This is a genomic window from Stenotrophomonas sp. TD3 (assembly GCF_001939825.1).
GTDB lineage: Bacteria > Pseudomonadota > Gammaproteobacteria > Xanthomonadales > Xanthomonadaceae > Stenotrophomonas.
Genome location: NZ_MOYM01000001.1, coordinates 217,815 through 230,361 on the forward strand (window position 1 = coordinate 217,815; position 12,547 = coordinate 230,361).

9 protein-coding genes are annotated in these 12,547 nt (G+C 67.1%); 3 read left to right on the plus strand and 6 right to left on the minus strand.

Annotation, left to right across the window (positions count from 1 at the left end; translation table 11 throughout):
* Nucleotides 1-128: 128 nt before the first annotated feature.
* The 3 genes from BKE09_RS00955 to mtnC all read left to right on the plus strand — a co-directional run bounded on the left by BKE09_RS00955 (nt 129) and on the right by mtnC (nt 2,119).
* Nucleotides 129-770, plus strand: coding sequence for a methylthioribulose 1-phosphate dehydratase (locus tag BKE09_RS00955; protein WP_075674592.1), 642 nt, complete (start codon nt 129-131; stop codon nt 768-770).
* Between the two features lie 92 nt (nt 771-862).
* Nucleotides 863-1,420: an acireductone dioxygenase gene (locus tag BKE09_RS00960; protein ID WP_075674593.1), complete on the plus strand. Its 558-nt coding sequence runs from the start codon at nt 863-865 to the stop codon at nt 1,418-1,420.
* A gap of 3 nt (nt 1,421-1,423) precedes the next feature.
* Complete coding sequence (gene mtnC, locus BKE09_RS00965) at nt 1,424-2,119, plus strand: acireductone synthase (protein WP_075674594.1); 696 nt, start codon at nt 1,424-1,426, stop codon at nt 2,117-2,119.
* 86 nt (nt 2,120-2,205) lie between these two features.
* Here the strand turns inward: mtnC and BKE09_RS00970 are convergent, their stop codons facing one another.
* The 6 genes from BKE09_RS00970 to BKE09_RS00995 form a co-directional block, all read right to left on the minus strand.
* Nucleotides 2,206-4,824: a glycoside hydrolase family 2 protein gene (locus tag BKE09_RS00970; protein WP_075674595.1), complete on the minus strand. Its 2,619-nt coding sequence runs from the start codon at nt 4,822-4,824 to the stop codon at nt 2,206-2,208.
* 77 nt (nt 4,825-4,901) lie between these two features.
* Nucleotides 4,902-6,128: an AGE family epimerase/isomerase gene (locus BKE09_RS00975; RefSeq protein WP_075674596.1), complete on the minus strand. Its 1,227-nt coding sequence runs from the start codon at nt 6,126-6,128 to the stop codon at nt 4,902-4,904.
* The gene (locus BKE09_RS00980) at nt 6,125-7,120 is read right to left on the minus strand and encodes a carbohydrate kinase (RefSeq protein WP_049444921.1); all 996 of its coding nucleotides are present in this window, start codon (nt 7,118-7,120) and stop codon (nt 6,125-6,127) included. The genes BKE09_RS00975 and BKE09_RS00980 overlap by 4 nt, the downstream gene beginning before the upstream one ends.
* A 7-nt stretch (nt 7,121-7,127) precedes the next feature.
* Nucleotides 7,128-8,441: an L-fucose:H+ symporter permease gene (gene fucP / locus BKE09_RS00985; RefSeq protein WP_071228226.1), complete on the minus strand. Its 1,314-nt coding sequence runs from the start codon at nt 8,439-8,441 to the stop codon at nt 7,128-7,130.
* Between the two features lie 60 nt (nt 8,442-8,501).
* On the minus strand, nt 8,502-9,551 hold the full coding sequence (locus tag BKE09_RS00990; protein ID WP_014037023.1) for a LacI family DNA-binding transcriptional regulator: 1,050 nt from the start codon (nt 9,549-9,551) through the stop codon (nt 8,502-8,504).
* A gap of 96 nt (nt 9,552-9,647) precedes the next feature.
* Complete coding sequence (locus tag BKE09_RS00995) at nt 9,648-12,113, minus strand: GH92 family glycosyl hydrolase (protein WP_075674597.1); 2,466 nt, start codon at nt 12,111-12,113, stop codon at nt 9,648-9,650.
* Nucleotides 12,114-12,547: the final 434 nt, after the last annotated feature.

The window sequence follows — 12,547 nt, forward strand, 5'->3', positions numbered from 1 at the left end:
CCAAGCCCCCAGGGACGGGTTCACGGCGTCCCCTGCGCAGCCCACCCAACCGGCCAACCCACGGAATCTGCTTCTGACGCCAGCCACGAGGGGCTCAGCCGTTGGCCGAATCCAGTAAAATCCCCGGCATGACCACCCCCACCTTCCCCTACGACACCGCGCGCCTGAGCGAACTGGCCCAGCTGCTGATCGACAACGTCCGCGAACTGGCCCATGCCGGCTGGACCCCGGCCACCAGCAGCAACTTCTCCCACCGCCTGGACGACCGCCACGCCGCGATCACCGTCTCCGGCAAGGACAAGGGCCGCCTGATCGAGGATGACATCATGGTGGTGGACTTCGAGGGCCTGGCCGTCGGCCGCCCGCTGCGCCCGTCCGCCGAGACACTGCTGCACACCCAGCTGTATCGCCGCTTCCCGGAGATCGGCTGCGTGCTGCACACCCATTCGCCGGTGCAGACCGTCGCCTCGCGCCTGTACGCGCCGCAGGGCCACATCCGCCTGGAAGGCTACGAGCTGCTGAAGGCCTTCGCCGGCAACAGCACCCACGAGATGGCCATCGACGTGCCGGTGTTCGCCAACACCCAGGACATGAACGTGCTTTCGAAGCAGGTCGATGACCTGCTCGACCGGCAGAACCTGTGGGGCTACCTGATCGACGGCCACGGCCTGTATGCCTGGGGCCGCGACATGGCCGAGGCACGCCGCCACCTGGAAGCGTTCGAGTTCCTGTTCCACTGCGAGCTGGAACTGCGCAAGCTGCGCGGCTGACCCCCCACGCAGGTGCAGATGCCGATCCGGAATCTGCACCTCGTGCCCACCCTGCTACCCTGTCTTCCCCCCGAGACGTTCAAGCTGCCGCCATGAGCCGACTGCGCATCTACGACGACACCCGCCCCGAATCGCCGCTGCTGGACACCCAGGACGGCGCGGTCATCGCTGCCGAGCTGCAGAAGATCGGCGTCACCTTCGAGCGTTGGCAGGCCACCGCACCGGTCGCACCGGGCGCCAGCCAGGATGAAGTGTTCGCCGCTTACCGCGCCGACATCGACCGCCTGGTTGCCGAGCGCGGCTTCAAGAGCGTGGACGTGGCCTCGATCGCCCCGGACAACCCGAACCGCGCCGAGCTGCGCAGGAAGTTTCTCGACGAACACTTCCACAAGGAAGACGAGGTGCGCTTCTTCGTCGCAGGTTCCGGCCTGTTCACCCTGCACGTGGGTGACAAGGTCTATGAGATCGAGTGCGTGAAGGACGACCTGATCGCCGTGCCCGATGGCACCACCCATTGGTTCGACATGGGCGACGAGCCCAGCTTCGTGGCGATCCGCTTCTTCGCCGAACCGGATGGCTGGGTCGGTCACTTCACCGGCACCGACATCGCGCAGAAGTTCCCCCGTTACGTACCCACCCAGGCGTCCTGATCCATGCAGCCCCGCGTCATCCTGACCGACATCGAAGGCACCACCAGCAGCATCTCGTTCGTCAAGAACGTGCTGTTCCCTTATGCGCGCAAGGCGTTGCCCGCGTTCGTCGCCGAGCATGGCCAGCAGCCGGAGGTCCGCCGCTGGCTGGATGCGGTGGCCACCGAGATCGGTGGCGCCTGCCAGGACAGCCTGGTGGCCGAGACGCTGCAGGGCTGGATCGACCAGGACCGCAAGCACACCGCACTGAAGGCGCTGCAGGGGCTGATCTGGGACGAAGGCTACCGCCGTGGCGACTACACCGCGCACTTCTACCCGGAAGTGGCGCCGGTACTGAGCGGCTGGCACGCCTCCGGCCTGCCGCTGTACGTGTACTCCTCCGGCTCGGTGCCGGCGCAGAAGCTGTTCTTCGGCTTCAGCGATGCCGGTGACCTCAGCCCGCTGGTGTCCGGCTGGTTCGATACCGAGATCGGTGGCAAGCGTGAGGCCGACAGCTACCGCCGCATCGTACAGGCCATCGGCGTACCGGCCGGCGAGATCCTGTTCCTGTCGGATGTGGTGGAAGAACTGGATGCTGCCCGCGAAGCCGGCCTGCAGACCCGGCTGATTGATCGCCTGGATGACTACCCGCTGCCGCGCACCGGCCACGCCGCCAACGGCCACGAACGGGTCGAGAATTTCCAGCAGATCCAGCTGTAAGCAAGAAAAAGGGGACGGAGGGGATTAAGTCGTTTGTGGCACACATGGGCCACAAACGACTTAATCCCCTCCGTCTCCTTTTTTGCTCAACGGTCGTTGAGAGTCTTCATCTTCAGCGCTTCGCGCAGGGTAACCAGATCCACCGGGCCGCGTACCGCGATATCGCGCGTTTCACCCGGTAGCAGGTCCAGCAGGTTGTCTTCGACCTGCACATCCAGCGCGCCGAAATCGATCCACGTCGCGCGCACATACGCCGCGCTTTCCAGCCGCAGGCGATAGTGGTCACCTTCGATGGACAGCGTGGCCTTCAGCGTCTGTCGCGGCAATACCTGGTCCTTGGCCTCGACGAAGTCAATCACCTGGCGCGCACTGACCTTGCCATCCTGCAGCAGTTCGAACACCGCCACGGTGCGCTTCGGGTCGGCACCGGCCAACAAGTCGGCATCGCGGAAATCACCGATCGAGGTCACACCCGACGCCGCCAGCGTCACCGCTTCCTCACGACGGCGCAGCACCTTCCCTTCCACGTCCATCACCCGCAGCCGCCAGCGTGCATCCAGTGCGGCACCGTCGTTGATCAGGCGCACCCGCGTGCTCCCCTCGTCGCGCAGCGCGGCCACAGTCAGTGGCGCGAAGAAGCGCCGCGCGGCGAAGTGCAGCGCCTTCCAGCGGCCGAAGTAGTCCACGCTGGACCACGAGGCGCCCGGCCAGACATCGTTGAGCTGCCAGTACAGCGAGCCCATCGTGTACGGCCGCGAGGCGCGATGATGCAGCGCCGCCAGCGCGATGCCATCGGCCTGCATCACCTGGCTGAGGTAGACGAAGTCCTCGAAGTCCTTCGGCGTGCCGTAGCCCAGTTCGATGTAGTGCAGCAGCCGGCTGTTGCCCTCGCCGGCCATGAACTTCTGGTGCGCGCGGATCACCGGGCTGTCGATGCGCTGCTCGGCGCGGGTGGCGATCTGGTCCACCGTCGCCACCGACGGCCACGCCTGCAGCCCATACTCGGACATGAAGCGCGGGGTCTCGCGCAGGTAGGCCTGCACCGGCAACGCCGGATTGCCCCAGACCTGCCAGTAGTGCTTGTCGCCACGCGTTGAATCGTTGGCGTTCTCGTCAAGGTCGTTGCTGGGCGAGCTGGACCAGTACGGTACGCCCAGCCCTTCCTCGCCCACCACCTGGCGCAGGTCGTTGCCGAACAGGTCGACGTAGCCCTCCCAGACCTTCGCCGCAAATGCCGGGTCGGCCGCCTTCAGGTCGCGGCCGTGGCCCCAGTCCTTCCAGGCGGTTTCTTCCTCGTTGTTGCCACACCACAGCACGATGCTGGGGTGATGGCGCAGCCGGCGCACGTTGTCGCGTGCTTCGGCCACCACGCTTGCCCGGAAGGCCGGATCGTAGCCCGGCTGCATGCCGCCGCCGAACATGAAGTCCTGCCAGACCAGCAGGCCCAGCTCATCGGCGATGTCGAAGAACGCATCGTCCTCGTAGTAGCCGCCGCCCCAGTTGCGCAGCATGTTCATGTTGGCGTCGCGCGCGGCGGTCAGCACCTGGCGCAGGCGTGCGGCATCGACGCGTGCGGGGAAGGCATCGAACGGAATGACGTTGGCGCCCTTGGCGAAGATCTCCACGCCGTTGATGACGAAGGCAAAGCCCTGCCCGCCCTTGCGGTCTTCCTCGCGGCGCAGTTCGACCGTGCGCAGGCCAATGCGCTGCTCGCGCGCCAGTGCTGCATCGGCGCCATCATCCAGGCGAGCCCGCACGGTATAGCGATCCTGCGTACCATGGCCCACCGGCCACCAGCGCCGCGGCGTGGCCAGCTCAACCGGCAACTCAATCGTGTTCTGGCCGGGCTTCAGCAACACCGTGCGTTGCACCTGGGCCACGTTGCGGCCTTCCGGATCACGTACATCCACATTCACCAAGGCCGAACCCGCAGCAGCACCCTGCTCGACCTGCAGCAGCACCGCCAGCTTCGCCTGCTCTGCACTCAATGCATCGGTTCGCACGGCAAGATCGGTCAAACGGTGCGCGTCCCAGGCCTGCAGGTCGACCCCGCGCCAGACCCCGGCGGTGACATAACGCGGGCCCCAGTCCCAGCCGAAGTGGTAGGCCGGCTTGCGCGCGAAGTTGCCGACCATCGCGTCCTTCGGCTCATCGCCATACGGCGACGGGTAATTGCCAGCGATCTTGTGCGGCATTGCCTGCACACCCGGCAGCAGGGTGCGGATCGGCGAACGGAACACGATCTGCAGTTCATTGCCCCTGGCACGCAACCGCCCGTCCACGCGTGCACGCCAGGTACGGTGTGCATTGTCCGCACGCAGCAGCGGCTTGCCGTTGAGGCTGACCTCGGCATAGGTATCCAGCCCGTCGAAGCGCAGCTCGGCATTCGGCTTGGCCAGCGTCGTGGCGTCCACGTCGAAGCGGGCGCGGTATTCCCAGTCAGCCAGGCCGATCCACTGCAGCTCGGCCTCGGGTGCACCGACATACGGATCACGAATCAATTCGTGAGCGAGCAGGTCGGTGTGCACGCTGCCCGGCACCTTCGCCGCACGCCATTGCTGAAGACCCGGATGCGCAGCGCCCTGCGCGTCACCCGGCAGCATGCGGAACTCCCACTGTGCCTGCAGAGGCGCTGCAGTTGCCGGGAAGGCGGAGGCTGCGACCAGCAGCAGGAACAGACGGACAACGAGGAAAAGGCGATGCACGTGATGCTCCTGTTTTTCCGCCGGGCTCGGCCCGGCGCTACCGATTCCGATTCATCATGCGTACGGCGACACGCGCCTCAACGCACCACGTTCAACACTTCGTAGCACGCGCCCATGGTGTGATAATCCACCTTGCCGGCCGGGCTCTTCTCGTCGCTGTACTTGCGGTTGTCGGCATCGAGGATGCGGAACCAGGCGCCGTACTGGTGGTCGACGAAGTGCTCCCACGAATACGCCCAGATGCGCTCGTACCACTGCCAGTAGCGGTCGTCGCCGGTGCGCTTGGCCATCAGCGCGGCGGTCGCCAGCGTTTCGGCCTGCACCCAGAAGTACTTGTCGTCGTCGCAGACGAAGCTGTCGCCGCCGATCGGGGCGCCGTCCATGCCGGGCTGCCGGCGCGATTCCGGTGCGAAGCCGTAGTACAGGCCGCCCCGGGCGTCGTCCCAGCTGCGCGCCACGGCCACGTCGAACAGGTGCTGCGCGGTCGGCACCAGCCAGTCGGCCTGCACGTGGCGATCAAGGATCAGCAGCAGCTTGGCCCACTCGGTCTGGTGGCCAGGCTGGAAACCCCACGGGCGGAACAGATGCTTGGGATCGTCCAGGTTGTAGTCCCAGTCGATCTCCCAGTTGGAATCGTAATGTTCCCAGACCAGGCCACCGGCCTTGGCGGCCTGGCGGCGCGTCATGTTGTCGGCCAGCTGCAGCGCGCGCTCGACATAGCGCTGCTCGCCACTGGCCTCAAACGCGGCCAGCATCGCCTCGCACATGTGCATATTGGCGTTCTGGCCGCGGTAGCCGGTGAAGTTCCACTGGCCGTCGGCTTCGTCCTTGTACAGGCCATGCTGCGGCTCCCAGAAGCGCGCTTCCAGCAGCTGCCAGGTCTCGTCCATCCAGTCGCGCGCCTGCTCGACACCGGCCTTCAATGCGCAGCTGTAGGCCAGCAGCACGAAGGCCACGCCGTAGCAGTGGTTCATGTCGTCCTCGACCTTGCCGTCGCGCAGGGTCCAGGCGTAGCCGCCGGTGGCCGGGTTGCGGTGCACCTCGCGCAGGTAGCGCACGCCGTGCTCGACGGCCTCGCGGTACTCGGCGTTGCCGAATTCGCGGTAGGCCATCGCATAGTTGAAGACGAAGCGGGTGCTGCTCACCAGGTGGCGGTGGCCGGCATCGTAGATGCTGCCGTCATCGCGGAAGTAGTGGAAAAAGCCGCCGTCCGGATCGATGCAGCGCGGGTGGTAGAACGCCATCGTATCGGCGATATGCGCGCGCAGGAACGCGGGCGAACGGAAATCGGGCGAGGTGCTCATGCGGTAATGTCCTGTGCCTGCAGCAGCTGCTGCACTTCATCAAGCGAGGGCATCGCGGCGAACGCGCCCTTGCGGGTAACGGCCAGCGCACCCACGGCGGCACCGAAGCGCAGCGTGGCGGTGATCGCCTCCGGGTCCTGGCAGAACGCAGCGAAACCAGCGCCCGCCCCACCCCGCTCCAGCAGGCCGACCAGCACGCCACCGACGAAGGCATCGCCGGCGGCCGTGGTATCGACCGTGGCCACGCGGAAACTGGTCACCGTGCCGTGGTTGTCGCGGGTGTACCAGTGCAGCGTGGCCGCGCCATCGGTGACGATCACCCAGCGCGCCTGCGCGGCCAGCAGGCGCCGCAGCACCGCCGCCTCGCCATCGGCGCCCATCGGCGCGGCCAGGTAATCCAGTTCCTCGCGCGACAGCTTGACCAGGTCGGCGCGCTCCAGCGCCTGCCACAGGCGCGGCGTCGGATCGACGTCGGCGGGCCACAGTGCCGGGCGCAGATTCAGATCGAGGCTGACCACCGCACCGGCCGCGCGCGCACGATCCATGCCGGCGAAGGTCGCCTCGGCGATGGCCGGCTCGGTCAGGCTGTTGGAACAGACGTGGAAGCACTGCGCGCTGTCGAGGCACTCCGCCTGGAAGTCACTGTCACGGAACAGCAGGTCAGCCGCCGGCGGGCGGTAGAAACTGAAGCTGCGCTCGCCACTGGCATCCAGCGCGACGAAGGCCAGCGCAGTCTTGGCCGCGTCGGTGCGCACGATGTAATCCGTGCCCACGCCGTGCTCGACCAGACTGTCGGCCAGGAAGTCACCGAACATGTCGCGGCCAAGCATGCCGACGAACTGGGTCTTCGCACCCAGCCGCGCAGCCGCCACCGCGACGTTGGCCGGCGCACCGCCGGCGTACTGCAGGAACGCGCGCGGGGTGTCGGCCGAGGCCGGCGGCTGCGCTAGTAGATCGATCAAAATTTCGCCGAAGCAAACGATGGCACCCATTCCGGACTCAGCCTCCCTGCGTTGCGGAGGCCGGCGTACGCGCGCCGACCAGTCCGTAGAAAATGATGTAGCCGTAGCACAGCAACGGCAGGATGAAGCTGGCCTGCACACCGATGTGGTCGGCCAGCACGCCCTGCAGGTACGGCACCACGGCACCGCCGACGATGGCCATGATCAGCAGGCTGGAGCCCTTGTTGGTCAGCGGGCCCAGGCGCTCGATGCTCAGCGCGAAGATGGTCGGGAACATGATCGAGTTGAACAGGCCGATGGCCACCACCGAGTACAGCGCGACGTTGCCGGAGCTCAGCATGGTCGTGACCAGCAGCCCCACGTTGACCAGCGCGAAGATCGCCAGCAGGCGGCTGGGCGAGAAGCGCGCCAGCAGCGCCGAGCCGGCGAAGCGGCCGATCATCGCCATCGTCCAGTAGGCCGACACGTAATGCGTGGCCTGCTGTTCGCTGAAGCCGCCGATGTTCGGCATCGACAGGTAGTTGACCAGGAAGCTGCCGATCGACACTTCGGCGCCGACATAGAAGAAGATGCCCAGCACGCCCAGCAGCAGGTGGCGCTTGCGCAGCGCATCCAGGTAGCTGTGGTGGTGGCCCTGGTCGGCCTGCTCGGTGGCATCACTCAGCGCCGGCAGGCGGAACAGGAACACGAACAGCGCCAGCAGCACCAGCGCCACCGCCAGGCCCACGTACGGGCCCTGCACGGCCTGCGCCTCGGCGGCGCGGTAGGCCAGCTGCTCGGCGGCCGGCAGCGCCGCGATGTCATCGGCACTCTTGACCGTGTTGGACAGGATCAGCATGCCGCCGAAGATCGGCGCGATGGCCGTGCCCAGCGAGTTCAGCGCCTGCGCCAGGGTCAGGCGGCTGGAACTGGTCTGCTCCGGGCCCAGCAGCGCGACGTAGGGGTTCGCAGCGACCTGCAGCACGGTAATGCCCGTGGCCAGCACGAACAATGCGCCGAGGAAGGCGCCATACACGCGCAGCTCGGCCGCCGGCCAGAAGCCCAGCGCACCGATGCCGGCGATCACCAGGCCGGCCACGATGCCCTTCTTGTAGCCCAGCGCCGCCACCAGCCGACCCGCCGGCAGCGACATCAGGAAATAGGTGCCGAAGAAGGTGAACTGCACCAGCATCGCCTTGGCGTAGTTCAGCTCGAACACCGCCTTCAGGTGCGGGATCAGGATGTCATTGAGGCAGGTCAGGAAGCCCCACATGAAGAAGATCGTGGTGACGACAGCCAGCGCCTTGCCGTTGGTGACGGCGGGTGCGTTGCCCGAAGAACCCGATGGACGGGGCGTTGCGGAGATCGGCATGCGGAACGCGCCTCGATGCGCGGAAGGTCGTTGTTGCGTGGAAGGGGTGTATGGAAGGAATCAGTTCGGTCGTGCGGCACTGCTTTCGCGGATGCGCAGCTGCACCGGCGCGACCGTGCGCCGTGGCGGCGCGTCCGGTTCATCCAGTCGTTGCAGCAGCAGCGCGGCAGCTTGCCGGCCCCGCTCGCGCGGGTCGGCAGTGAGCGTGGTCAACGGCGGCACCGCGACCGACGCCTCGGAAATGTCATCGAAACCGGTAACGGCGAAGTCGCCACCCGGGCGGATGCCACGCGAGTTCAAGCCCAGCATCAGGCCCAGCGCGACGGTGTCGTTGTAGCAGACCGCCGCACTCGGACGATGGCCATCGGCAAACAGCTCATCGGTGCGCGCCGCGGCTTCCAGGCGGTTCGGTGCCGACTCGATCATCCAGCCCGGCGGCAGCGACAGACCCGCCTCGGCCAGCGCCTGCTGGAACCCGGCACGGCGTTGGTGGCACGAACTGGACGCGGCGTGGCCACCGAAGAAGGCGATCTGGCGATGACCACGCTCGATCAGGTGACGCGTGGCCAGATAGGCGCCGTGCTGATTGTCCAGGGTCAGGAAGTCCCAGTCGGCCCCTTCCAGTTCACGGTTGAACAGCAGCACGTTGGCATTGGCGCCCAGCGCCTGCCGCAGCAGCGCGGTGTCACTGCCCTCGGCCGGCGACAGGATCAGGCCGGCGGGCGTGTGCTCCATCAACGTGGACAGCACCGCCTGCTGTCGCTCCGGCGATTCGCCGGTGCTGCCGAGCAGGGTCACGTAACCGCGTCCGCCCAGCGCCTCGTCCACGCCGGACGCGAATTCGGCGAAGAACGGGTTGGACAGATCGTTGATCACCAGCGCGATGCTCGACGAGGTCCGCCGGCGCAGGTTGGCCGCCGCGCGGTTGTAGACATAGCGCTGGCGACGCAGCTCGGCCTCGACCTTGGCGCGGGTATCGACGTTGACCAGCGGGCTGCCGCGCAGCACCAGCGACACGGTTGCCCGTGACACGCCGATCGCTCGCGCGATGTCGGTCACCGTCACCGCCTTGCCGGCGCGCTTGCTGGGACTGCTGCCGTTGTCGTTCATCGTCTTCCCGGACTCCGCTGGATGCTCAAGCCTAATGGATCAGGGCCCCGTCGTGCCGTGCCGTTCGCTGGGTCACCGCGAACGGCACAGTCCGGCTCAGCGCAGCTGGCTGCCCGGTGCCGCGCACCAGGACACCGGCAGGTCCTTCACCGCCGTACCCCAGCCCTGCTCCGGCGCCTTCGCGTCGAGCGCGAACTGCAGGCGCGGGCCCTGCTGCAGCTGGTTCCAGTCCAGCCACACCGGCGCATGCGCCTGGCCATCGACCTTCACGCCCTGCACGTACTGCAGGCGGCGGCCATCGGCGCCCGGCGCGTCGATGCGCAGCGTGCGGCCATTGCCCAGGTCCACTTCCACCTTGCTGAAGCGCGGCGTATGCAGCAGGAACTGGCCGCTGCCCGGCACCGCCGGATACACGCCGATGGCGCTGAACAGGTACCAGGCCGACATCGTGCCGAGGTCATCATTGCCGGTCACGCCGTTCGGCGCATTGGTGAACAACTGCTGCGCGGCACGCACCACCGCTGCGGTCTTCCACGGCTGGCCGATCAGCGTGTACAGCCACGGCGAGTGCAGGTCCGGCTCGTTGTTCGGGTTGTAGCGGAACTGGTTGTAGTAGCTGTACGGCCCGACCACCCACTCCTTGCGGGCGGCATTGAGCGGATCGGCCTGCAGCGCGTCCATCGCGAAGAACGCATCGAGGCGGCGACCGGCCTGCTCGCGGCCATCCATCGCTTCGATCAGGCCCGGCACGTCCTGCTGCGCCAGCCACTGGTACTGCCACGCCGTACCCTCATGGAAACCATGGTGCGAGCGTGGGCTGTAGTGGCCATCGGCCGGCGTGTACCACTGGCCGTCCTCGGTACGCGGGCGCGGGAAACCGGTGAAGCCAGTCTCTGCGTCGCGCACCTGCGGGTCCCACACCTTGCGCCAGTTGCGGCCGCGCTCACGCAGCGTCGCCGCGTCCTGCGCGTGGCCCAGGCCGTCGGCCATCTGCGAAAGCGCACAGTCGGCCAGCGCATACTCCAGCGTCGCCGAACCACCGTGATGCGGATCAACGTCCATGCCCTTGGAGGGGAACGCACGGTCGTAGACCACGTAGCCCTTGTCCAGGTAGGTCGGGTTGCCGGAACGGCCGGCCATCCGCGAGTTCAGCGGCGGCGTGCCGAACGCATTGCGGCGCAGCGCATCCCACGCCTGCGATTCACGGCCCTTGAGCGCACCGAAGCGCCACAGGTCGACCATGAACGGCGTGACCGGATCGCCGGTCATGATGTTGGTCTCGAAGTTGGCATAGCCCCAGCGCGGCAGCCAACCGCCCTGCTCGTCGATTGCCAACAGCGTGCGGCCGATGTCACGCGCCACGTCCGGGCGGGTCAGCGCCAGCCACTGGTTCTGCGCGCGATAGGTATCCCACAGCGAGAAGTACTCGTAATAGGTCCAGCCATCGGCGCGGTGGATGCCATCGTCGTAGCCACGGTAGCGGCCATCGGCGTCGTTACCGGTCATCGGCTGCAGCAGCGCGTGGTAGACCGCGCTGTAGAACACGGTGCGGTCATCAGCACTGCCACCCTGCACGCGCACCCGGCCCAGCTGCTCGCGCCAGGACTGCTGCGACAACGCGCGCATGCGGTCGAAACCGAGCAGCGCCCCACCCTGCATGCCGTCAGAGCGCAGGTTGGTGCGCGCACCTTCGGCATCCACATGCGAGATCGCGCTGACCGCCGTCACCGACTGGCCCTTGGCCAGGTCGAAGCTGAGCCAGGCACCGTTCGGCTTCTGCTCGCCTTCCATGCTGTGGCGCGCCCCCGGCAGGCCACCGCCCTCGCCCCAGGTGCCATGCGCCTTGAACGGACGGTCGAACTCGATGCGGAACCAGGTGGTGTACTGATGGCCGCCACAGAAGCTCTTGGTAACCAGCTTGCCTTCGACCACGCGGTCGCCGACCACATCAACCACGCTGCCGATCACCGAGTGGCGCTCGTTGGCCTGGCCGACATTGACCAGCACGTGGCCATCGCCACTGCGCTGGCTGAAGGTATAGCGCTCGGCCGCGGCACGGGTGCGCGCGGTGGCCTCGGCATCGATCCCGCCGTAGCTGGTCAGCCGCACCTTGTAATAGCCGGCCTGGCCGACCTCGCCGTCGTGGGTGTAGGCCGCGGCGTAGGCCTTGTGGTCGAACTGCTTGGCGTTGCCGGTATCGAAATCGCCGCCCGGACCGATCGAGCCCGTGACCGGCAGCACCGACACCTGGCCGCCCTGTTCCCAGCAGCCGGCACCGGAGATGAAGGAGTGGCCGAAGCCGCGGATCTTGTCGTCGTCGTAGCGCCAGCCCGAATAGTGGCTGCCGATCGGGCTGACCTGGATCAGGCCGAACGGCGCCGACGCGCCCGGGAACGTATTGCCGTCGTCCTTGCTGCCGATGAAGGTATTGACCTCACGCTCCAGCGCAGCCGGTGCGGCCTGCAGCAGCATCGGCATCGCCGACAGCGCGAGCAGGCAGGCCAGGCGCGCGAGCGGGCGCGAAGACAATGGGACGGCGGGAGCGAACGGCACTGGACGCATGTCGGGTTCCTGTAGTCGATGACGCGGAGGCAGGCGGCCGGGGCCATCCGGCACCGTTCCGCTGAGCCCCGCCTCGACTGGCAGAGAGCTCCCCCTGGAATGACGCCCGACCCACCAGACCGTGAATTTAGATCGATTCAAGTAGAGCATGCAGGTTCAGCCGAATGCATTCTGCGGCGCAGCATGAGGGGGGGTGTTCGGCAGGGCGGCGCCCTGCACCTGCTTCGAGCTGGAGCAACAGCAACAGCAAAAACCGGCTATCCGTGGGATGGCGGGGCGGGTCCGGTTGCGGGGGACGCCGTAAATACGTCCATGTAGGCTCGGTCGCCGCATCCATGCGGCTCACGCCCCCGCAACCGGACCCACCCCGCCTTCGACAGTTTCTCGCGATCTGCAGTTAGATCCACGCCATGCGTGGATGAATCTCTGTCGGA

Excerpts from the sequence above, each read along its gene's own strand:
- fucP (WP_071228226.1), bottom strand. The coding sequence starts at position 8,441 with ATGCCGATCTCCGCAACGCCCCGTCCATCGGGTTCTTCGGGCAACGCA.
- BKE09_RS00975 (WP_075674596.1), bottom strand. The coding sequence starts at position 6,128 with ATGAGCACCTCGCCCGATTTCCGTTCGCCCGCGTTCCTGCGCGCGCAT.
- BKE09_RS00995 (WP_075674597.1), bottom strand. The coding sequence starts at position 12,113 with ATGCGTCCAGTGCCGTTCGCTCCCGCCGTCCCATTGTCTTCGCGCCCG.
- mtnC (WP_075674594.1), top strand. The coding sequence starts at position 1,424 with ATGCAGCCCCGCGTCATCCTGACCGACATCGAAGGCACCACCAGCAGC.
- BKE09_RS00955 (WP_075674592.1), top strand. The coding sequence starts at position 129 with ATGACCACCCCCACCTTCCCCTACGACACCGCGCGCCTGAGCGAACTG.
- BKE09_RS00990 (WP_014037023.1), bottom strand. The coding sequence starts at position 9,551 with ATGAACGACAACGGCAGCAGTCCCAGCAAGCGCGCCGGCAAGGCGGTG.
- BKE09_RS00960 (WP_075674593.1), top strand. The coding sequence starts at position 863 with ATGAGCCGACTGCGCATCTACGACGACACCCGCCCCGAATCGCCGCTG.
- BKE09_RS00980 (WP_049444921.1), bottom strand. The coding sequence starts at position 7,120 with ATGGGTGCCATCGTTTGCTTCGGCGAAATTTTGATCGATCTACTAGCG.